The organism is Nesterenkonia lutea (genome assembly GCF_014873955.1).
Lineage (GTDB): Bacteria > Actinomycetota > Actinomycetes > Actinomycetales > Micrococcaceae > Nesterenkonia > Nesterenkonia lutea.
Map to the genome: position 1 here is coordinate 1,302,337 of NZ_JADBED010000001.1, position 21,361 is coordinate 1,323,697.

General features: G+C 66.5%; 18 protein-coding genes. 5 read left to right on the forward strand and 13 right to left on the reverse strand.

The genetic code is table 11. The annotated features are described in order from the left end of the window. Window positions 1-3: 3 nt before the first annotated feature. The 3 genes from H4W27_RS05970 to H4W27_RS05980 all read right to left on the reverse strand — a co-directional run bounded on the left by H4W27_RS05970 (window position 4) and on the right by H4W27_RS05980 (window position 4,195). Entirely contained in the window at window positions 4-894 is an 891-nt protein-coding gene (locus tag H4W27_RS05970) for a shikimate dehydrogenase family protein (protein WP_192595120.1), read from the reverse strand. Continuing rightward, the gene (locus H4W27_RS13815; RefSeq protein WP_192595121.1) at window positions 894-2,705 is read right to left on the reverse strand and encodes an endolytic transglycosylase MltG; all 1,812 of its coding nucleotides are present in this window, start codon (window positions 2,703-2,705) and stop codon (window positions 894-896) included. The genes H4W27_RS05970 and H4W27_RS13815 overlap by 1 nt, the downstream gene beginning before the upstream one ends. An 89-nt stretch (window positions 2,706-2,794) precedes the next feature. Then, a complete protein-coding gene (locus H4W27_RS05980; RefSeq protein ID WP_192595122.1) occupies window positions 2,795-4,195 on the reverse strand; it encodes a DUF349 domain-containing protein in 1,401 nt (466 codons plus the stop codon). Between the two features lie 81 nt (window positions 4,196-4,276). Here H4W27_RS05980 and hisS point away from each other — a divergent pair, with 81 nt between their 5' ends. The 3 genes from hisS (at window position 4,277) to H4W27_RS05995 (ending at window position 9,155) form a co-directional block, all read left to right on the forward strand. Continuing rightward, window positions 4,277-5,617 carry a histidine--tRNA ligase gene (hisS, locus tag H4W27_RS05985; RefSeq protein WP_192595123.1) on the forward strand — a complete coding sequence of 447 codons (1,341 nt, stop codon included), beginning with the start codon at window positions 4,277-4,279 and terminating at the stop codon, window positions 5,615-5,617. A 52-nt stretch (window positions 5,618-5,669) separates the two neighbouring features. Next, window positions 5,670-7,496 (forward strand): aspartate--tRNA ligase, encoded by a 1,827-nt coding sequence (gene aspS / locus H4W27_RS05990; RefSeq protein ID WP_192595124.1) that lies wholly within the window; start codon window positions 5,670-5,672, stop codon window positions 7,494-7,496. Window positions 7,497-7,652: 156 nt separating this feature from the next. Continuing rightward, the gene (locus H4W27_RS05995; RefSeq protein WP_318782192.1) at window positions 7,653-9,155 is read left to right on the forward strand and encodes a replication-associated recombination protein A; all 1,503 of its coding nucleotides are present in this window, start codon (window positions 7,653-7,655) and stop codon (window positions 9,153-9,155) included. A 132-nt stretch (window positions 9,156-9,287) separates the two neighbouring features. On the opposite strand, the gene qcrB is transcribed toward H4W27_RS05995, so the two are convergent. Genes qcrB through ctaE form a run of 4 tightly spaced genes read right to left on the reverse strand, consistent with a single transcriptional unit; the run spans window position 9,288 to window position 13,634 of the window. After that, entirely contained in the window at window positions 9,288-11,015 is a 1,728-nt protein-coding gene (gene qcrB / locus H4W27_RS06000; RefSeq protein WP_192595125.1) for a cytochrome bc1 complex cytochrome b subunit, read from the reverse strand. A gap of 5 nt (window positions 11,016-11,020) precedes the next feature. Beyond that, entirely contained in the window at window positions 11,021-12,073 is a 1,053-nt protein-coding gene (qcrA, locus tag H4W27_RS06005) for a cytochrome bc1 complex Rieske iron-sulfur subunit (RefSeq protein ID WP_192595126.1), read from the reverse strand. Window positions 12,074-12,130: 57 nt separating this feature from the next. Further along, window positions 12,131-12,928 (reverse strand): cytochrome bc1 complex diheme cytochrome c subunit, encoded by a 798-nt coding sequence (gene qcrC / locus H4W27_RS06010; RefSeq protein ID WP_192595127.1) that lies wholly within the window; start codon window positions 12,926-12,928, stop codon window positions 12,131-12,133. A 58-nt stretch (window positions 12,929-12,986) separates the two neighbouring features. Further along, window positions 12,987-13,634, reverse strand: a complete 648-nt coding sequence (gene ctaE, locus H4W27_RS06015; RefSeq protein ID WP_404821845.1) for an aa3-type cytochrome oxidase subunit III — start codon at window positions 13,632-13,634, stop codon at window positions 12,987-12,989. Window positions 13,635-13,833: 199 nt separating this feature from the next. On the opposite strand from ctaE, the gene trpD reads away from it, so the two are divergent. Further along, a complete protein-coding gene (trpD, locus tag H4W27_RS06020) occupies window positions 13,834-14,916 on the forward strand; it encodes an anthranilate phosphoribosyltransferase (RefSeq protein WP_192595128.1) in 1,083 nt (360 codons plus the stop codon). Here the strand turns inward: trpD and def are convergent. The 5 genes from def to H4W27_RS06045 all read right to left on the reverse strand — a co-directional run bounded on the left by def (window position 14,897) and on the right by H4W27_RS06045 (window position 19,470). Then, window positions 14,897-15,568 (reverse strand): peptide deformylase, encoded by a 672-nt coding sequence (gene def / locus H4W27_RS06025; RefSeq protein WP_192595129.1) that lies wholly within the window; start codon window positions 15,566-15,568, stop codon window positions 14,897-14,899. The two genes, trpD and def, sit on opposite strands and share 20 nt — an antisense overlap. Before the next feature lie 140 nt (window positions 15,569-15,708). Continuing rightward, on the reverse strand, window positions 15,709-16,110 hold the full coding sequence (locus H4W27_RS06030) for a cytochrome c oxidase subunit 4 (RefSeq protein WP_192595130.1): 402 nt from the start codon (window positions 16,108-16,110) through the stop codon (window positions 15,709-15,711). Further along, the gene (gene ctaD / locus H4W27_RS06035; RefSeq protein WP_192595131.1) at window positions 16,110-17,834 is read right to left on the reverse strand and encodes an aa3-type cytochrome oxidase subunit I; all 1,725 of its coding nucleotides are present in this window, start codon (window positions 17,832-17,834) and stop codon (window positions 16,110-16,112) included. Before ctaD ends, H4W27_RS06030 begins: the two co-directional genes overlap by 1 nt. Window positions 17,835-17,836: 2 nt before the next feature. Further along, the gene (ctaC, locus tag H4W27_RS06040) at window positions 17,837-18,712 is read right to left on the reverse strand and encodes an aa3-type cytochrome oxidase subunit II (protein WP_192595132.1); all 876 of its coding nucleotides are present in this window, start codon (window positions 18,710-18,712) and stop codon (window positions 17,837-17,839) included. Window positions 18,713-19,053: 341 nt separating this feature from the next. After that, complete coding sequence (locus H4W27_RS06045; protein ID WP_192595133.1) at window positions 19,054-19,470, reverse strand: HesB/IscA family protein; 417 nt, start codon at window positions 19,468-19,470, stop codon at window positions 19,054-19,056. Between the two features lie 129 nt (window positions 19,471-19,599). Between H4W27_RS06045 and H4W27_RS06050 the strand changes: the two genes are divergently transcribed. Continuing rightward, window positions 19,600-20,208, forward strand: coding sequence for a DUF3043 domain-containing protein (locus H4W27_RS06050; RefSeq protein WP_192595134.1), 609 nt, complete (start codon window positions 19,600-19,602; stop codon window positions 20,206-20,208). Window positions 20,209-20,258: 50 nt separating this feature from the next. On the opposite strand, the gene H4W27_RS06055 is transcribed toward H4W27_RS06050, so the two are convergent. After that, window positions 20,259-21,332: a quinone-dependent dihydroorotate dehydrogenase gene (locus H4W27_RS06055; RefSeq protein WP_225939020.1), complete on the reverse strand. Its 1,074-nt coding sequence runs from the start codon at window positions 21,330-21,332 to the stop codon at window positions 20,259-20,261. Window positions 21,333-21,361 lie beyond the last annotated feature (29 nt).

The window sequence follows — 21,361 nt, forward strand, 5'->3', positions numbered from 1 at the left end:
CCATCATAAACCGATGGAGCGCCTCATCTTCGCCACGAGCTGGGCATGGGACTCTGCGGAGAGCCCGGCAGCAGGGCGCTCGGTGGCTGATGTGAAGAGTTCCACCTGCTTCACGGCCTGGTGCAGAAGCATCACCAGACCGCTCACCACTCGGCCGCCGGCGGCCTCCCAGGAGGCGGCCAGCGCGGAGGGCCACGGGTCGTAGGCCACATCCAGAAGCGGCACCGGGCGGGTCAGCGGGGACAGCGCTGCGGCGATCTCATCGGCCGCACGGGGCGGCAGTGTGCTGACCACTGCGTCGAGCAGACCGCCCTGCGCTCGAAGGTCGGTGTGCAGCGCCGCCATCGGCAGAATGCGCAGTCTCAGATCCAGGGCGCGGGCCACAGCCTGCAGCTCGGCGCCGCGCTGCGCCGAGCGGGCGTAGCAGCGGATCTCCGTGCCGCCCAGCTCTGCGGCGGCCGCCAGTGCAGCAGCGGCGGTGGCTCCGGCTCCGATGATGCCGAAGGTGAGCTCCTCGCGGGAGGAGCCGCGGTGCAGCCCGGCCTCCCCCAGCGCGTGGACGATCCCGTCCACATCGGTGTTCTCGCCGTGGAGCACCGGCTCGGATCCCTCGGCTCGGCGGTGGACCACGGTGTTGAGCACGCCCAGCGCCTGGACCCGGGCGGAGGGCCGAGCGACGACTGCGACCAAGGCGCTCTTCAGCGGCATGGTGACCGACCAGCCCAGCCATCCGGTGTCGGAGCCCGCTCCGCCGAGGAATTCCCCGAGGCCCTCCAGCGGCACGTCGATGCGGCGGTAGTCGATGTCCAGCCCGAGATGCTCGTAGGCCGCCGCGTGGAGCAGGGGGGATTGGGAGTGTGAGATCGGATGGCCCAGCACCGCGGCCCGACGCATCACTGTCCCTGGTTCTCCTGGTTGCCCTGATCGTCCTGGGCCGGTTCGCCCTCGCAGATCTCCGGGTTGTCCTCGCAGTACTGGTTGAACTCCTCGACGTATTCCTGGTGCTGCTCGTAGGTCTCGGCGAACTTCGTCTCACCGGTCTCGAGGTTGGTCGTGATCCAGTAGTAGTTGTCGCTCGGCTCAGGATTGCCGGCAGCCTCGATGGTCTCCTCGCTGGGAGCGGCGATCGGGCCTGGTGGGAGACCCTCGTTCTGGTACGTGTTGTACTCGTTCGACGCGTCCTCGCGCTCCTCAGAGGTGAACTGGACACTCTGCGTGCCGAGTCCGTAGATCACCGAGGCGTCGATCTGCAGGAGTCCGCCCGTCTCCTCATTGCTCGGGTCGAGCCGGTTCTCGATGATTCCGGCGATCATCTCGTAGTCCCCGGGAAGACCTTCGGCGGTCAGCAGCGAAGCGATGATGATGGTCTCCCACTGCTCCTCCTCCTCGGTGACACCGGCCTCTTCGAGACGCTCGAAGGTCTCGTCCACCATGTTCTGCAGGACGTCCTCCGGCTCGGCGCCAACCTCCGGGCTGTACAGTCCAGCGGCCAGATAGCCCTCGAGGGTCTCCGCCTCCTCCGGCAGTCCGAACGCCTGCGGGTCTCCCGCCGCCTGACGGATGTCGCTCTCCGGGATGCCGGTTCCCGTGGCGATCGCCGAGAGGGCGGCGTCGATGCGCATGCCGGCGCGCAGGTCGATGAAATCGACCGCCTCCTCCTCGTTGAAGAGGATCGCCACGGCATCGGCGGCGGGCATCTGCTCGCGCATCGGGAAGTCGCCCTCGAAGACCTCTCGAGTTCCCTCCAGCTCCTCGTAGGCGTCATCGAAGGCGTCGGCGCTGGCGATGATGCCCTGCTCCAGGAGACGGCCGCGCACAGCGATGGGACCATCACCGGGCTCCACGGTGAACTCGACCGTCTCTCCGGCCTGAGTCTCAAAGTCCTCCGGCCCGTCCCCGCCGAGCAGCGACTGCAGGACCACGACGAATCCGATCAGCAGCACGGCGAAGAGGCCGAAGGCCACGCTGAGGGTCAGGTTGCGACGGCGCCGTTTGCTGCGTCGTCGCTGCAGGACCGCCTGCGTGGTGCCACCGTCCACGGCGGAGACCGTCTGGTAGCCGCGTCCGTGGCTGGAGGAGGAGATGAGCAGCGGCGTGCCGTCGTCGTCGTGATCGATGCGGGTGCCCTCATAGTCATGATCTGAGTGAGCGAGGTAGTCATGGTCCGCATCCGCGAGGTAGCCATGGTCCCCCTCAGCGAAGTGCTCGTGGGGATGCTGGTCCCGGGCGTGCGGTTCGTGGACATCGTCCTCGAGCGGATAGTTCGTCGATTCCTCGACCGCCTGCGCGGACTCCGAATCCACGGCATCCGGGGACACGACCTGATCGAAGGGCGTCACCACCCGGTCGAAGGGAGTCGCCGCCGAGGGTGCGTGCCGCTCGGCGGGCGCAGCCGGCTCCTCGGGCTCAGCGGCTCGGCTGTGCAGGTCACCCTGGGGCCGGTCCTCGCGCTCGAGCTTGCCCTGGGTGACCTCCTCCTGATTGAAGATCACCGACTCCTGAACCGGAGCAATGGCTGGCAGCGGCGCCCGGGGGACGGAGCGAGGTGAGGACTGGGCTCGGGCGTTGCGCAGGGTCTGATCCAGTGCACGCTGCTGGGCAGCGCTCTGGCGCTCGCGCTGCAGGGCAAGCTCTCGCTCCCGCGCCTCGCGAATCTCGCGACGGCTGCGCGGAGAGCCCGCCTCATGCGGCTGTTCATCGCTCACGCGGGGTCCTCACTGGATGTCGACGGCACAACTTCCGGCAGCCCCGGGATGGCAGGGATGCTGAATCTCTGACGAGTGTAATCTATTCGTTACTTCAACATGTCGCGCCAGCTTCTGCGGGCGTCCAGCGCCTCCTGCGCCTTCTCGATGGAGCGGGTGTCGCCGCTGGCCTGGGCGGCGTCCAGATCACGCTCCAGTCCGGCGATGGTCTCGTCCAGCTGGCTGAGCATCGAGTTCTGCCGCGCGATGGTCTCCGGGTCGGTCTTGCGCCAGTGGGCCGCCTCGGCATCCCGGAAGGCGTCCTGGACCCGCTTGAGCCGGCCCTCGGTGGACTTCATGTCCTGGCGGGGCACCCGACCGGCAGCATCCCAGCGCGCCAGCAGCGCCTGGTAGTCATCACGGGAGGCTTCGGGGTTCTCGAAGGGCAGCAGGGCCTCGAGCTGCTCCAGCAGCTGCAGCTTCACGGTGAGGTTCTCGGCATACTCGGCATCGGTCTCGGCGTTGACTTTGTCACGAGCTCCGAAGAACACGTCCTGGGCCGCGCGAAAGCGGGTCCACTGGGCGTCGTCGGTCTTGCGAGCTCCTCGGCCCAGCGCCTTCCACTCGTCCATGAGCCGGTGATAGGCCTTGGTGGTGGAGCCGTAGTCGTCTGACTCCTGCAGCTGCTCGGCCTCGGCGATCAGGCGCTCCTTGGCGGCCTTGATCTCACCGTGCTCCTTGTCCCGCGTGGCGAAGAACGCTCGCCGGTTCTTCTCGAAGAGGTTCCTCGCACTGCGGAACCGCTTCCAGTACGGGTCCTCCTGAGCCTTGGTCAGCCGGGGCGGCTTCTTCTGCTCGCCCTTCCAGGCCTCGAAGAGCTCGTTCATCCTGGCCTGGGCACTCTTCCAGTGCTGGGTGCTGGGATCGGAACCCGCAAGCACCTCGGCCTCAGCGACGATCCGCTCGCGGATGGCCAGATGCTCGACGAGGACCTCCTCGGCCTGCGCCTGCTCCACGGCGCCCCGAGCGTCGATCTCGGTCGAGAGCTGCTCCAGCAGCGCCTTCAGTGCGGCGACATCACCGACCCAAACTCCCTCGGCGAGCTCCTTGCCGATGTGCTGGGCGGACTCCTTCAGGGCCTTGGCGGAATCCGCTCCTGCGGCGACGCGGGCCCGCAGCAGCAGCGCACGGTTGAACAGCTCATCAAACTTGCGGGTGAAGTACTGCAGCGCCTCATCGGCGCTGGCACCGGAGAACTGCCCCACATAGGTCTCGGCGGCATCACTCTGCTGGGCGTCAGCCTGCGCGCTCTCCTGGGCGTCAGCCGGCGCGCTCTCCTGGGCGTCGGCCTCCGCACTCGGCTGGGTGTCAGCCTGCGCGCTGGGCTGGGCGTCACCCTCCCCGGCATTCTGGCTCAGCGCGAAGACATGTCCTTCCTCGTCCACCCGGGCGAAACGGTGGGCATCGGCGAGCGAGGTCTCGTGGTGATCGGGCTTGACTGCAGGACTCATGCCCACCAGCGTACCGGAGCCGTTATGATGAACGGGCCCGATTCCAGGCTCCCCCGACGACCAAGGACTGCGCGCACACTCATGGCAAGAACCACCTCTCTCTCCGGCTTCACCGAATGGCTCCCCGAGGAGCGCCTGGTGGAGCTGCATGTGCTGGACACGCTCCGGGAGGTCTTCGAGCGCCATGGTTTCGCCTCGATCGAGTCCCGGGCCGTGGAGACCATCGACACGCTGCTGCAGAAGGGCGAGATCGACAAGGAGATCTACGCGGTCTCCCGACTCCAGGAGAACGAGGGCTCAGACGCGCGGCTGGCGCTGCATTTCGACCTCACCGTGCCCTTCGCCCGCTACGTGGTGGAGAACGCCGGACATCTGGACTTCCCGTTCCGGCGCTACCAGATCCAGAAGGTCTGGCGGGGCGAGCGTCCTCAGGACGGACGCTTCCGCGAGTTCACCCAGGCCGACATCGATCTGGTGGGCGACGGCGCGCTGCCCTTCCGCAGCGATGTGGAGATCGCGCTGGTGATGGCCCAGGCGCTGGAGGCGCTGCCCATCGGGGATTTCATGCTGCGCGTGAACAACCGCAAACTCTCCGAGGGCTTCTACCGCTCCATCGGACTTGAGGACACCACCGCGGTGCTGCGCGCCATCGACAAGCTGGAGAAGATCGGCGCGGAGAAGGTCAGCGAGGAGCTGACCTCCAGCGGAGCCGCCACAGAGGGGCAGGCGCGTCAGGCGCTCGCGCTGGCGCAGATCAGAGCCACTGACACCTCCTTCGTCGGGCAGGTCCGCGGGCTGCTCGGCGACACCGAAGCCGATGAGCTTCTCGAAGCAGGGCTCGCGGAGCTTGAAGAGGTCGTCGCCGAGCTGAACACGCGCGTCCCCGGCCGGGTCACCGCAGACCTCTCGATAGCCCGCGGGCTCGACTACTACACGGGCACGGTCTACGAGACGGTGCTGCTGGGCCACGAATCGCTCGGCTCGGTGTGCTCAGGAGGCCGCTATGAGTCGCTGGCCTCCAAGGGCAAGCGGACCTTCCCGGGCGTCGGGCTCTCCATCGGCGTGACTCGGCTGATCTCCCGCATCCTCGCCGAGGGCGGTCTCTCGGCCACACGCAAGGTGCCCTCTGCGGTCTATGTCGCGCTGCGCTCCGAGGATGACTGGGGCGCCGCCCAGGACGTGGCCGACACGCTGCGCCGACGCGGGTACAACGTGGAGGTCGCGCTGAAGGCCGAGAAGTTCGGCAAGCAGATCCGCCACGCGGATCGCCGCGGCATCCCCTATGTCTGGTTCACCGAGGACGACGGCGCCCATGAGGTCAAGGACATCCGATCCGGAGAGCAGAGCTCCGCGGATCCGGCCACCTGGACTCCCGGCGCCGAGGACGTGCTTCCGCGGATAGTAGAATCGGCCACCGACTGACTCCGCTGGACCGCAGGTCCAGCCCAACAGCAGAACCCTCAGGAAGGACACCGTGCTCCGCACACACACCTCCGGCTCCCTCGACGCCGCGCACATAGGTCAGACCGTCACCCTCACCGGATGGGTGGCGCGACGCCGAGACCACGGTGGGGTGGCCTTCCTGGATCTGCGCGACGCCTCCGGCGTGGCTCAGGTCGTGGTGCGCGATGAGGCCGACTTCGACCCGCTGCGCAATGAATTCGTGCTGCAGGTGACCGGCTCCGTCGAGCGCCGCCCCGCCGGCAACGAGAACCCGAACCTGCCCTCGGGCGAGGTCGAGGTCATCGCCGACACCGTCACGGTGCTCAACACCGCGGCACCGCTGCCCTTCCAGATCGACGAGCATGTGGAGATCGGCGAGGAGGCTCGCCTGCGCCACCGCTACCTGGACATGCGTCGAGCAGGCCCCCAGCGTGCGCTGCGGCTGCGCTCCGAGGCGAACCGGGTGGCCCGCGACCTGCTGCATCAGGAGGCGTACACGGAGATCGAGACGCCCACGCTGACCCGCTCCACCCCCGAGGGCGCTCGGGACTTCCTCGTCCCGGCACGACTTGCACCGGGCGCCTGGTACGCGCTGCCCCAGTCCCCGCAGCTGTTCAAGCAGCTGCTGCAGGTCGGCGGGTTCGAGAAGTACTACCAGATCGCCCGCTGCTACCGCGACGAGGACTTCCGCGCAGACCGCCAGCCCGAGTTCACCCAGCTCGACATCGAGGCCAGCTTCGTGGAGCAGGAGGACATCCTCGCGCTGGCTGAGGAGCTGGTCCGTCGCCTCTGGAAGCTCATCGAGGTGGAGCTGCCCGCGCAGATCCCGCACATCACCTACCACGAGGCCATGTCCCGCTACGGCTCGGACAAGCCTGACCTGCGCTTCGGCCTGGAGCTGACCGAGCTCACCGAGTACTTCCAGGACACGCCGTTCCGGGTGTTCAAGGCCCCCTACGTCGGAGCGGTGGTCATGCCCGGTGGGGCATCCCAGCCGCGCCGCACGCTTGATGCCTGGCAGGAATGGGCCAAGCAGCGAGGGGCCAAGGGACTCGCCTATGTGCTCATCGGTGAGGACGGAGAGCTCGGCGGACCCGTGGCCAAGAACCTCTCCGATGCGGAGAAGGCGGGACTGGCTGCGGCCACCGGCGCCTCCCCCGGGGACTGCGTCTTCTTCGCCGCCGGCGAGGTCTCGCCCTCCCGCGGACTCCTCGGCGCCGCTCGCAACGAGATCGCCTCCCGCGTGGGCCTGATCGATGAGAACGCCTGGTCCTTCGTCTGGGTGGTCGACGCTCCGATGTTCGAGCCGACCGCACAGGCCCAGGCGGCCGGCGATGTCGCCGTGGGCTCAGGAGCCTGGACCGCCGTGCACCACGCGTTCACGGCGCCCAAGCCTGAGTTCGCCGAGAGCTTCGATCAGGACCCCGCCTCTGCCCTGGCCAACGCCTACGACCTGGTGTGCAACGGCAACGAGATCGCCGGCGGCTCGCTGCGCGTCTACCGGCGCGACGTGCAGGAGCGCATCTTCAAGGTCATGGGCATCCCCGAGGACGAGGCCCAGGAGAAGTTCGGCTTCCTTCTCGACGCCTTCAAGTTCGGCGCGCCGCCGCACGGAGGCATCGCCTTCGGCTGGGACCGGGTGGTCTCGCTGCTCGCCGGTGAAGACTCCATCCGCGAGGTCATCGCCTTCCCCAAGTCCGGCGGCGGTTTCGATCCGCTGACGGCCGCACCGGCGCCGATCACGGCCCAGCAGCGCAAGGAGGCCGGTGTGGACGCCAAGCCCGAGTCCACATCGGACTCAGCGTCACAGTCCACATCGGACTCAGCGTCACAGTCCACATCGGACTCAGCGTCATAGTCCAGATCGGACTCAGCGTCACAGTCCACGCCGGTCTCCACAGCTGAGGCCGGTGCCCAGCCTCCGAGCGGCACCAGGACGAAGGCCTGAGCCCCACCGGGTAATCTGAGACTGATTCCTTCGAATCTGTCTACGAACCCACATCCAGGAGGCACAGTGGCCGATCCCATCACGGGGGACCTCTTCGCCTCCGACGACTTCGGCGACGACGAAGCGCCCGCCGCCCCAGCACCGTCCGAGACGGGCGCGCGCCGTCGTCACACACCGCTGGCGGTGCGGATGCGTCCGCGGACCCTGGAAGAGGTCCTGGGACAGCAGCACCTGCTCGAGCATGGTTCTCCACTGCGGGTCCTGGCGGAAGGTTCGCGCGGCCCGGCGGGTGCCTCTTCGGTGATCCTCTACGGGCCTCCCGGCACCGGCAAGACCACCTTGGCGCATGTGCTCGCCCGCGGGGCCTCGCGGAAGTTCGTGGAGCTCTCCGCGATCCGTGCCGGGGTCAAGGATGTGCGTCAGGTGATGGATCGGGCGCTGGAGGACCGCGATCTGCGCGGCCAGACCACGGTGCTGTTCCTCGACGAGATCCACCGATTCAACAAGGCCCAGCAGGACGCCCTGCTTCCCGGAGTGGAGAACGGCTGGGTCATCCTGGTCGCCGCCACCACCGAGAACCCCTCCTTCTCGATCATCGCCCCGCTGCTCTCGCGCTCCCTGATGCTCACGCTGAGATCGCTGACCGAAGATGACCTCTCCGGTCTGATCACTCGAGCGCTCGAGGACGCACGCGGCCTGGATTCCGCCTTCGAGCTCGAAGATGCCGCACGCGATCACATACTGCGGATGGCCGGCGGCGACGCTCGCCGGGTGCTCACCACCCTGGAGGCCGCGGCCGCCGTGGCCGCAGGCAAGGCTGCCGACCAGGCCGCCGGCACGGCCGACGATGCCGCCGGCACGTCCGACGAGGCCGGGCAGACCGGAGAGACCGAGCAGACCAGTGCCGCGGTCCCGCCCTCTCAGGGTGCTGCGGTGACGATCACGGCCAAGGACGCCGAACAGGCCATGGACTTCGCCGTGCAGCGCTATGACCGTGATGGTGACCAGCACTACGACATCGTCTCCGCGTTCATCAAATCTCTGCGCGGATCAGACCCCGACGCCGCCCTGCACTACCTGGCCCGGATGGTCGTCGCCGGAGAGGATCCCCGCTTCATCGCTCGTCGGCTCGTGATCGCCGCCGGCGAGGAGGTGGGCATGGCCGATCCCACCGCCCTGCAGACGGCGATGGCCGCCGCTGACGCGGTCGCGCTGATCGGCATGCCCGAGGCGAGGATCCTGCTCGCCCAGGCCACGGTGCACATCGCCACGGCCCCGAAGTCCAACGCGTCCTATAAGGCCCTCGACGCCGCCATCGCCGATGTGCGCGCCGGTCGATCAGGGCTGGTGCCGCCGGCTCTGCGCGATGCCCACTACTCGGGCGCTCACCGCATGGGACACGGCAAGGGCTATGTCTACGCTCATGACGAGCCGCACCATGTGGCAGCACAGCAGTACCCGCCGGATGAGCTGGTCGGAGTGGACTACTACAGGCCCACGGGCAACGGAGCCGAGCGCAGCGTGGCCGAGCGGCTGGAGAAGCTGCGTTCGATCATCCGCCGCACCTGATCAGCGGCCCCACCCACAGGCAGCACAGGCAGCCCACGCGGCACGGACAGCACAGGCAGCCTAGAGGGCCGGGCACACACGAAGCGGCCGCCTCCCTGTGGGAGGACGGCCGCTTCGAGGGTCATGCCGGGATCAGTGCCTTCCGGACTCGATCGCTCCCGCACTGCCCGCCGGCAGCGCCGCCGAGCTCTCGTGATGATCGTGGGAGAGCGCCTCGAGGTACTCCTCGCGACTCACCGGCGCCACGCGGTCCTCGAAGAAGACCCGGTTCAGCCCGGCGCGCGACTTCTCCAGCAGCGAGACTTTGCCCTTGGCGTTCGGACGGGCCGGGGTGACCTCTGGGGACTCATAGGCGACCAGGGTGAACAGCTGGTAGTCGCTCACCCGGTTGTGCCGCTCCCGGAACTCTCCGTGAGGCAGCATCTCGATGACACCGGCCTCGTTGCCGTGCAGCACGATCTCACGATCCTTGCGCTGCAGAGCCAGACAGATCCGCTTGGTGATGACGAACGCGAGGATCGGTCCCAGGAAGAACAGGACGCGGAGCCAGATGATCACATCGTTCAGCGAGAGCGAGAAGTGGGTGGCCATCAGGTCAGAGGAGGCCGCACCCCACATCACGAAGTACCAGACCATCATCGCCATGCCGAAGGCGGTGCGTCCGGGAGCATTGCGCGGGCGGTCCAGAACGTGGTGCTCCTTCTTGTCGCCGGTGATCCAGGCTTCGAGGAACGGCCAGACGAACAGACCCAGCAGCAGCACCGTGATCGGGATCATCGGAATCAGCACCGGAAGCGCCACGCTGTTTCCGCCCCACGGGGTGGGAAGCACGAACTCCAGCGGAATGTCACCGATATAGCCGGGCATCAGCCGCAGCACGCCGTCGAACCAGCCGATGTACCAGTCGGGCTGTGTGCCCGCCTGGACCGGCGAGGGGTCGTAGGGCCCGTAGTTCCAGAGCGCATTGATCTGGAACAGCCCTGCCAGCAGCGCCAGGACGCCGAAGACCACGAAGAGGAAGCCGCCGGCCTTGGCGGCGTAGACGGGTCCGATCGGATAGCCCACGACATTGCGCTCTGTGCGGCCCGGGCCGGGGTACTGGGTGTGCTTGTGCACGACCACCATGAACAGGTGCACCGCGATCAGGATCAGCAGGATGGCGGGAACGATGAAGATGTGCAGCGAGTACAGCCGCGGGATGACCTCGTCCCCGGGGAACTCTCCGCCGAAGAGGAAGAAGGAGATGTACGTGCCCACCATCGGAATGGCCTTGAGCATGCCGTCGATGATGCGCAGACCGTTTCCGGAGAGCACCTCGTCCGGCAGCGAGTAACCGGTGAAGCCTGCACCGAGACCGGCGACCAGCAGCGCGCAGCCGACGACCCAGTTGAGCTCACGTGGTTTGCGGAACGCACCGGTGAAGAAGACACGCAGCATGTGCACGGCCATGGCCATCACGAACATCAGCGCGCCCCAGTGGTGCAGCTGGCGCATGAACAGACCGCCGCGGACGTCGAAGGAGAGCTCCAGCGCGGTGGCGTACGCCATGGACATCTCCACGCCCTGCATGGGCGCGTAGGAGCCGTCGTACTGCGTGCTGGCCATGGAGGGGTCGAACCAGAAGGTCAGGAAGGCCCCGGAGACCACCGTGATGAGGAAGCTGTAGAGCGCCACCTCGCCGAACATGAACGTCCAGTGGTCGGGGAAGATCTTGCGCCCGAACTCGCGGACCATGCCGGTGCCGCCCACGCGCTGATCCACGTAGTTGGAGATTCGACCAGTGCGCGTGCGCGGCTGGTACTGGTCCACCTCGGAGTACTGCGCCTCGGTGTATTTGGGTTCAGAGGACTGAATGCTCATGAGTATTAGCCACGCTCCCAGTAGGTGGGGCCGACGGGTTCGGTGAAGTCGCTGCGCGCGACGAGGAAGCCCTCATCGTCCACGGTGATGGGCAGCTGGGGCAGCGGGCGCCCTGCGGGACCGAAGATGACCTTGAACTCCTGGGCGGCGTCGAAGGTCGACTGGTGGCAGGGGCAGAGCAGGTGATGGGTGTGACGCTCGTAGAGGGCCACGGGACAGCCGACATGGGTGCACACCTTGGAGCAGGCGATGATGCCCTCATGGGCCCAGTCCTCGCGCTCCGCAGACACCTGCTGGATCTCGTCAGGGTTCATCCGGATGAGCAGCACCACGGCCTTGGCCTTCTCGGCCAGGCGTTCGCCGTGCCCCGAGACCTCGCGGAGGTTCTCCGGGACCACGTGCACCACTGAGCCTTCGGTGAGATCGGCGGCGCGGATCGGGGTGCCGGTGGGATCGCGCACCAGGCGCACGCCCTCGTCCCAGAGGGTGTGGCGCATGCGTTCCACGCCGAAGTCCTCCGAGCGGTCGAGGTCGCGGAACACCACGACGGCCGGCAGCGGTGCCAGCAGAGCCGCGCCGATCAGCGTGTTGCGCAGCAGCGGGCGGCGCTTGATCTGTGTCTCGTCCACGATCTCATCGATGGTCGCCGCAGCCTCGGCCCGCTCGGCCTCCTTGCGCAGCGGCTTGCGATCTTCGACGATCTCGTGATCAGGCATCAGCGCGCGGGCCCACTGGACCACGCCGAGTCCGATGCCGAGCATGGCGAAGGCGACGCCGAGTCCCAGCAGCGTGTTCTGCAGTCGGAGCAGCTCGAGGTCACCCTCGGTGACGCCCACGGCGAAGTAGCCGACGAAGAACAGCACCGTGCCGATGATGGAGATCAGAAAGAGCACCGACACCTGACGCTCGGCTCGCTTGGCGGCCTTCTCGTCCACATCTGCCAACCGCGGACGGTGCGGGGGCAGGCCCGGGTTGTCGATGGCATGGCCGCTCGACTTCCCGTCACCGGCTCTGATGACGGCGCCCGACTGAGGATCGCCGCTACCGTGCTCGCCCATATGGTTCTCGTCCTTTGCTTGAGTATTTACGTTGTGCGTGCGTCTCGGACCCGGGGGTCAGGAGGACCGTGAGGTCAGCCAGACCATCGAGCCGATGAGCAGTACCAGACCGAGGGTCCAGATGAGCAGACCTTCAGACACCGGTCCCAGCGAGCCCAACGCGAAACCGCCGGGCACGCCCTGGGACTCGTTGTTCTTCAGGAAGGCGATGATGTCGCGCTTGTCCTCTGCGGGGATGTTGGAGTCGTTGAACTCCGGCATGTTCTGCGGGCCGGTGACCATGGCCTCGTAGATGTGCTTGGACTCCACACCGTCGAGTGAGGGGGCGTACTTGCCCTCGGTGAGCGCACCGCCGGCGGCGGCCGCGTTGTGGCACATGGCGCAGTTGATGCGGAAGAGCTCGCCGCCCTGGGAGATGTTGCCCTCGTCGGTGTCCAGGTACTCCTCATCGGGGACTGCGGGGCCGGAGCCCAGCGAGGCGACATAGGCCGAGAGCTGCATGGTCTGTTCGTCGTTGAACTGTGCGGGCTTCTCCTGAGCCTGGGGGCCCTGCATCTGCAGCGGCATGCGACCGGTGCCGACCTGGAAGTCGACCGCCGCTGCACCGGCGCCGACCAGCGAAGGTCCGGCGTCGCTGCCCACGGCGTTGATGCCGTGGCAGGTGGCGCAGTTGGCCACGAAGAGGCGTTCGCCCTCCTCCACGTCCGAGGCGGAGTACGCATCAGGGACGTTCGATGCCTGTGCCTCGTTGATCGTGGTCGCCGCGGCGTAGAGCCCTCCGGTGAGCAACAGGCCCAGGAGGAGCAGCGCCACCGCCGCGAGGGGGTGACGACGCTTCTGTGAGAGTGCCTTCACGTGCCGGTTCCTAACTTCTCGGTGCGATATCAGCTTGTATGCGTGACTGGCGTGGTGATCAGGCGAACAGCGGCAGCAGGTAGACGATGCCGAAGAGCGCGATCCACACGACGTCCACGAAGTGCCAGTAGTACGAGACAACGACGGCGGCGTGCGCCTCCCGGTGTGTGAACTTCACGCTGAAGTACGCGCGTGCGATCACGTAGAGGAAGGCGACGAGCCCGCCGATCACGTGCAGACCGTGGAAGCCGGTGGTGATGTAGAACGCAGATCCGAAGGAGTTCGAGGAGACGGTGACCCCGTGGGACACCAGCTCTGCGAACTCGAAGGCCTGACCCGCGATGAAGACGGCACCCATGATGAACGAGAGGATGTACCACTCGACCATGCCCCAGTGCTTGATCTGGAAGGCTCCGCCGGTGCGGCGCGGCTGATGCCGCTCTGCCGCGAAGACGCCGAACTGGGCCGTCACCGAACTCGCGACCAGGACCACGGTGATGGTCGTGGCCAGCGGGATCGCGAGCGTGGCGCCGCCTTCGGCGAACATCTCGGGCTGCGTGGAGCGCAGCGTGAAGTACATGGCGAACAGGCCGGCGAAGAACATCAGCTCGCTGGTGAGCCAGACCATGGTGCCCACGGACACCATGTTCGGACGGTTCGGCAGCGTTCGCGCCGGAGCGATTGGGGCTTGGGTTGCAGACGTCACGCATTCATTATGTCCTGAAACTCCTGCGGTTTGCGACCGCGGGGGCCAGTGTGGCGAGGTTCGAGATCCTTGTCAGGCGGCGGATTCCGCGCCATTCCCAGGATCCGCCAAGGTGGAGCGGTCAAAAAAATCACCAATATTTCTACAGCGTGTCGAAATTGGACGCAGCTGGCTCATCACGGGCCGATAGTCTGGGGCTGTGAAACCTCCGAACTCGCCCTCCACGGACTCCCCCGATCCAGCGCAGCCGTCCACCTGGCCCGAGCTGCTGGAGACGCTGCTCGCGGGCACGGACCTCACGGCCGACACCTCGGCCTGGGCCATGGATCAGCTGATGAGCGGCGCGCTCGGCGATGGCCAGATCGCTGCCTTCCTCGTGGCCCTCCGGGCCAAGGGCGAGGTGGCGGAGGAACTCGTCGGGCTCAGCGCCACCATGATGGCCAGAGCGGTGCCGCTGCAGATCCAGGGGCCGACCCTGGACATCGTGGGCACCGGCGGGGACATGCTGGGCACCGTGAACATCTCCACCATGGCATCTCTGACCGCAGTGGGAGCCGGCGCGAGAGTGGTCAAGCACGGCAATCGCGGCGCATCGACCACTGCCGGAGCAGCTGATGTCATCGAGGCCCTCGGCGTGGACCTGAGTCTGCCCCCGGAGCACGTGGCGCGCGCCGCCGAGGAGGTGGGCATCACCTTCCTCTACGCGCAGAGCTTCCATCCCTCGATGCGCCATGTGGGTCCCGTCCGGCGCCAGCTCGGAATCCGCACGGTGTTCAACTTCCTCGGGCCGCTGTCCAATCCTGCCCGCGTCACGGCCCAGGCGCTGGGCTGCGCCAGTCCGGGCCTCGCACCCCGGATGGCAGAGGTCCTCGCCGTGCGGGGCACCCGCGGTCTGGTGTTTCGGGGTCAGGACGGGCGGGACAAGATCACCACCTCCGCAGCCAGCGACATCTGGGAAGTTCGCGAGGGCCGCGTCTCGCACATGGAGCTCAGCCCCGAGGACGTGGGGCTCAAGCGTGCCGCGGTGGAGGACCTGCGCGGAGGCAGTGGAGCGCAGAACGCCCAGATCGTGCGGGACCTGCTCGCCGGCCAGCGGGGGCCCGTGCGGGATGCCGTCGTGCTCAACGCTGCGGCTGGGCTCACGAGCCTGGCTCAGGAGGCCGAGGGTCATCTGGTGGAACGGCTGCGGCTGAACATGCTGCGTGCGGAGGAGTCCCTCGATTCCGGGGCCGCCGCCGAGGTGCTGCGGCGCTGGGTGCAGTTCAGTCAGCGCGCGGGCTGAGCCCCGCCTCTGAGTCCCGCGACTCCTCGGGCGACTCCCCGGCCGCCTCTCCGGCCTGAACCGGCTCCTCGGGCTCGTCATGGCCGAAGGGGTCGGGATCGACACCGGGGAGCCAGCTCAGACCCGGTTCGTTCCAGCCTTCACGCTTCATCGCCTTCTTCCAGCGCCGGGCCCAGCGGGGATCGAGTCGGTTCACGTAGAGGTAGCCGTCGAGATGGTCGTACTCGTGCTGGAGGATCCGCGCGAACCACCCGGTGGCCTCGAAGGTCAGCGGCTCGCCCTCCAGGTCCAGACCGGTGATCTCCACGTGCTCGCTGCGCTTGAGCGGATAGCTGTAGCCGGGGGCGGAGAGACAGCCCTCGGCTTCCTCCTCGCGGTCCGGAGACTCCTTGGAGATCTTTCCGATCAGCCTCAGGCGGGGGTTGATGATGACTCCCCTGCTCGGCTGATCACCGGAGTCGGGATAGGCGTAGGTGAAGATGCGCAGCCCGACGCCTATCTGCGGCGCGGCCAGACCCACTCCGCGTGCCGCTTCCTGGGTCTCGAACATGTCGGCCACGAGGTCTCTGATGGAATCGTCGATGGTCTCCACGTCGTCCGCGCGCCGGTGCAGCACCGGCTCGCCGTGGATCGTGATGGGGCGGATCGTCATACCTGCGATTCTACTGGGCGGACCCGCTGTCACAGTCGCCTGGGAAGACACGAGGAAGCCCGCTGCGAGTCGGTGCTCACAGCGGGCTTCCTTCAGCGGGGACGGCTCCCCGGTTCATGTTCTGCGGGGCGGGACCAGGATCAGTGCGCGTAGCGCTTGCGGTTGAACTCCAGGACCCATCCCGTGATGAAGAAGAGCCCCGGGATCAGTGCAAGGAAGAACACCCACCAGTCGATGGCCAGCCCGAAGAAGGCGAAGGCCGCAGAGAAGCCGAGTCCGAGCGGCCACCAGCTCCACGGAGCGAACTCTCCGTAGTTGCCGGCCATCTGCTCGATCTCCCCGTCAGGGTTGTCGCTGTCCAGCACCTCGCTGTTCTTCGCCACCATGCGCAGGTAGAACCAGAGCATGAACGCCATTCCTGCAGTGAGCAGAAGCAGCGGGAACCCTGCCATGTCCTCGAAGCCGCTCCAGAACCCGTAGATGAAGGCTACGAGCAGGACGAAGACGCCGAGCCCGCCGAACAAGCCGATATTTGCTCTCATCAGACACCCGCCTTGTCCTGCTGGTCCGCCGGCCCGAAGATCTTCCCGGCAGGTGACTGCAGGGTATGACGATCAGCGAGCTCAGGATGGTGCAGATCGAGCGCGGGGCGCTCCGACCTGATCCGTGGAAGTGAATAGAAGTTGTGCCGCGGCGGCGGGCAGGAGGTCGCCCATTCGAGCGAGCCTCCGAAGCCCCATGGATCGTCCACGAGGACCTTCTTGCCCTTGCGCGCCGTGATCCAGACGTTCCAGAAGAACGGGATCAGGGAGGCGCCCAGCAGCATCGAGAACACCGTGGAGAACTGGTTCATCGCGGTGAAGCCGTCCTCGACCATGTAGTCGGCGTAGCGACGCGGCATGCCCATGACGCCGAGCCAGTGCTGGATCATGAACGTTCCGTGGAATCCGACGAACAGCATCCAGAAGTTGATCTTGCCCAGACGCTCGTTGAGCATCTTGCCGGTCCACTTCGGCCACCAGAAGTAGAATCCGGCGAACATCGCGAAGACCACGGTGCCGAAGACCACGTAGTGGAAGTGTGCCACCACGAAGTAGGTGTCCGAGAGGTGGAAGTCCAGCGGCGGCGAGGCCAGGATGATGCCGGTGAGACCACCGAAGAGGAAGGTCACCAGGAAGCCGAGACTCCACAGCATCGGCGTCTCGAAGGTCAGCGACCCTCGCCACATCGTGCCTATCCAGTTGAAGAACTTCACCCCTGTGGGCACCGCGATGAGCATGGTCATCAGCGCGAAGAACGGCAGCATGACGGCGCCCGTGACGTACATGTGGTGCGCCCAGACGGTCACCGACAGGGCTGCGATGGCGATCGTCGCGTAGACCAGGCCCTTGTAACCGAAGATCGGCTTGCGGCTGAAGACCGGCAGGATCTCCGAGACGATGCCGAAGAAGGGCAGCGCGATGATGTAGACCTCGGGGTGGCCGAAGAACCAGAACAGGTGCTGCCACAGCACTGCACCACCGGCCTCGGGATCGAAGATGTGTCCGCCGAAGCGACGATCGAGTCCGAGGCCGAAGAGGGCTGCCGCCAGCGGCGGGAACGCCATCAGCACCAGGATCGAGGTGATCAGGGTGTTCCAGGTGAAGATCGGCATGCGCCACATGGTCATGCCCGGTGCACGCATGCACAGGATGGTGGTGATGAAGTTGACGCCACCCATGATCGTGCCGAAACCGGTCAGCGCCAGGCCGAAGACCCAGAGGTCACCGCCCACACCCGGTGAATATGTGGTGTCCGAGAGCGGAGCATAGGCGAACCAGCCGAAGGAGGCCGCACCCTGTGGGGTGAGGAATCCTGCCATGGCCACCAGGGCGCCGAAGAGGAAGAACCAGAACGCCAGCGCGTTGAGTCGGGGGAACGCCACATCGGGCGCGCCGATCTGCAGCGGCATGATGACGTTGGCGAATCCGGCGAAGAGCGGGGTCGCGAACATCAGCAGCATGACCGTGCCATGCATGGTGAAGAGCTGGTTGTACTGCTCCTTGGTCTGCAGCAGCTGCATGCCGGGCTCGAAGAGCTCCGCGCGGATGAGCAGGGCCATCACCCCGCCCACGCAGAAGAACAGGAAGGAAGAGATCAGGTACATGTAGCCGATCACCTTGTGATCGGTGGTCGTCAGCCAGTTGACGACGACCTTTCCCTTGGAGCGGGGGACGACGCGCGAGACATCGCGAGCATCATCTGCACTGTATTCGAGGGTCGCCACGGTCAGTCGTCCCCTTCAGTTCCGGCCACGTTTTCGTGGAGGTTTGTATTGCGGTCGTACTCGTCGCCGAGCTTGCCCTCAGGCAGGGTCTCGAGATAGTCGCGGAACTCGTCTTCTGTGACGACCTCCACGGTGAAGAGCATCTCGGAGTGATACTGGCCGCAGAGCTCAGCACACTTGCCGTCGAAGCTGCCGAGCTCCTGCGGAGTCAGGTGGATCTCATTGGTCCGACCCGGGATCATGTCGCGCTTCTGCAGGAAGGCGGGGATCCAGAAGGAGTGGATGACGTCGCGAGCGTTGAGCTCGAAGGTCACAGCCTGGTCCACCGGGAGATAGAGAGTGGGGAGACCCTCTCGGACCCCTTCTTCACCTGTGAGGTCTGCCTGCACGCCGGCGAAATAGCGCTCTTCGCCGTCGTAGTCGTAGTTGAAGTCCCAGGCCCACTGCTTGCCTCGGACATCGACCACCAGCTCCGGATCCTCGTACGGATCATCGACTGAACGCTGCACCTGATCGGTGTAGAAGAACAGCACGCCCACCATCACGAGCGGGACGATGGTGTACATGATCTCCAGCGGGACGTTATAGGCCAGCTGCCTCGGGTACCCGGTCTCGCCCTTGCGCCGCCGGTAGGCGATCATGCACCAGAGCATCAGACCCCAGGTGATGAGGCCGACGATGAGCGCCGCGATCCAGGAGTTGACCCACAGGTCAGTCAGTTCAGCAGTGTTGCTGGTCGTGTCTCGATTGCCCGGAAGCCAACCCCGCGCTGCAGGGTTCTCCGCGGAGCAGGCGCTGAGCACCAGTGCCGCCGTGCTGGCCAGTGCAACTGTCTTGACTGCACGGCCTCGGCTGCCGGTTCGTTTATGCGAACTCACAGACGGCCCTTCCTCTATCTCGGTGTGCGAATGTTGCGTCCTGAAGCGGCGCTGGACTGCGGTGTGTGCAGACCTCAGGCCGCCATCGACGCTTCGCGCTCAAGACTACTACGTCCTGTAGAGGACCGGGAGGACGGACACCCGCGAGCCAGGCATCTGATCCCCGCGCCTGATGCTCGAGAAAAGGGTCCAGACATGACGAAACTCCGCTTCTACCCTGTGTAGAAAACAGGAGGAGCGGAGTCTCGTCTGCCGTGCCCGGAGCCGACTACGTACCGAGATATGTCAGCTTTGTGACGTGCCGGGGGTTCAGCGCCTCTCGCCGAGGTGCCCGCGGGAGATCAGTGGAAGGAGTCTCCACAGGCACAGGAGCCGCCGGCGTTGGGATTGTCGATGGTGAAGCCCTGCTTGGAGATGGAGTCTTCGAAGTCGATGGTGGCCCCTTCGAGGTAGGGCACGCTCATCTTGTCCACGACGACCTCCACCCCGCTGAAAGCGCGCAGGGCATCTCCGTCGAGCACCCGTTCGTCGAAGTAGAGCTGGTAGATCAGACCCGAGCAGCCGCCCGGCTGTACGGCGACGCGCAGACGAAGGTCCTCGCGCCCCTCCTGCTGCAGCAGCGAAGAGACCTTCTGGGCCGCTGTCTCACTGAGCTCGACCTGGTGGGTCTTGGTGCCGTCGACGGCGGATCCGGAGCTCTCCGGGGCGACGGTGTCCCCCGAAGTCTCTGCGGTGGTGTCCTGGGTGGTGGTGCTCATGGCATACACCTCTCTCGTTGTAGCGGCAGGCCTGCATCTCTACGGTAACAACGTGCAGCACCACGGGGTTCATTCCCGCAGACTTATCGTTGCCGAGATGACCTCCATTATTCCCGCTACACTGGTGCGGTGCTAGGACGTAAGAAAAACACCGCTGATCAGATCGCCGAGGCCGAGGCAGCTCGAGCCCGCGAGGACGCCGCAACGACCAGGCGCCAGCCTGAGAAGAAGGGCGTGCCCACACCGAAGCGCAGCGATCAGGTGGCCGCTCGACGGCGCCCGCTCGTGCAGAACGACCGCAAGCTCGCGCGTGCGGCGCAGCGCCAGCAGATCGCCGATCAGCGCGCGAAGATGCGCCGCGCGATGGAGACCGGGGAGGAGAAGTATCTGCCCCCGCGCGATCGCGGCCCGCAGCGTCGCTTCGTCCGCGACTACGTGGACGCCCGGTTCGGCATCGGCGAGTGGATGCTCATCCTGGTGCTGGTCTTCCTCTTCGCCTCCTTCGTGATGAACGAGCAGATGCGCATCGTGATCAGCCAGATCCTCTGGCTGTTCGTGCTGGCAGTCCTGGTCGAGGCGTGGTGGGTGGGACGCACTGTGCGCAAGAAGCTTGATGCCAAGTTCGGACCGGAGAACCGGGAGAAGGGGATCCGCTTCTACGCCGCGATGCGCGCCCTGCAGATCCGCCGCCTCCGCCTGCCCAAGCCGCTGGTGGCCCGCGGACAGTTCCCCTCCTAGCCGGAGCTTCGGCGAGCAGCCGCCACATCAGCCGCTTCGCAGCCGCCACATCAGCCGCTTCGCAGCATCGAGGCCAGGCGGCGGTTGATCCGGCGGGCCCAGAACGGCCCTTCATAGACGAATGCCGTGTAGCCCTGGACCAGGGTCGCTCCCAGGGCCAGGCGCTCAGCCACGTCGTCCCCGCTGGTCACTCCCCCGACGGAGATGATGGTCGTGGTCCGCGGGAGCGTGGCGCGCAGCCGCTGCAGCACCTGTTTCGAGCGATCGGCCAGCACCGGACCGCTGAGCCCTCCGGCGCCCTTGGCCTCCACGGATCCGGGATCGCTGCGCAGGCCGTCCCTGGAGATCGTGGTGTTGGTGGCGATCACGCCGTCCAGCTCGAGGCCGGTCACCAGATCGGCCACAGCATCGACATCGTCGTCCTCCAGGTCGGGAGCGATCTTCACCAGCAGCGGCACATGGCGCCCGGCGGCCAGGTCCGCCTCCTGGCCCACCGCGCTGAGCAGCGGACGCAGAGCCTCGATGTCCTGGAGCTGACGCAGCCCGGGCGTGTTCGGTGAGGACACGTTGACGACCAGATAATCCGCCACCGGGGCGAGGATCCGTGTGGAGGTCAGATAATCCTCGGTCGCCTCCGCCAGAGGCGTCAGCTTGGTCTTGCCGATGTTGACCCCGACCACCGGCACGTGTCGACCGGACTCCTTCAGTCGCGAGATCCGAGTCCGGATCTCCTCCAGACGGGGACGCAGCGCTGCGGCGCCGTCGTTGTTGAAGCCCATCCGGTTGATCAGCGCCCGGTCCTTCACCAGCCGGAAGAGCCGTGGCCTGGGGTTGCCGGGCTGGGCCTGGCCGGTGACCGTGCCGATCTCGATATGACCGAAGCCGAGACTCGCCAGCGGCAGGACCATCGTCGCAGCCTTGTCGAAGCCGGCTGCCAGGCCGAAGGGCGAGGGCCACACCATTCCCAGGGCGCGGATCTGAAGCGAATCCGCCGGACGGCACCAGCGCTCGAGGACCCTGGTGACCCCCAGCCGGTCGCCCAGCCGCAGCCCCGAGACGACGAGGTGGTGCGCGGATTCAGCATCCATGCGCGAGAACACTGTCTTGAAGACGAAGCGGTACATGGGCTCCATCCTAGAATGCCGGCTCCCCA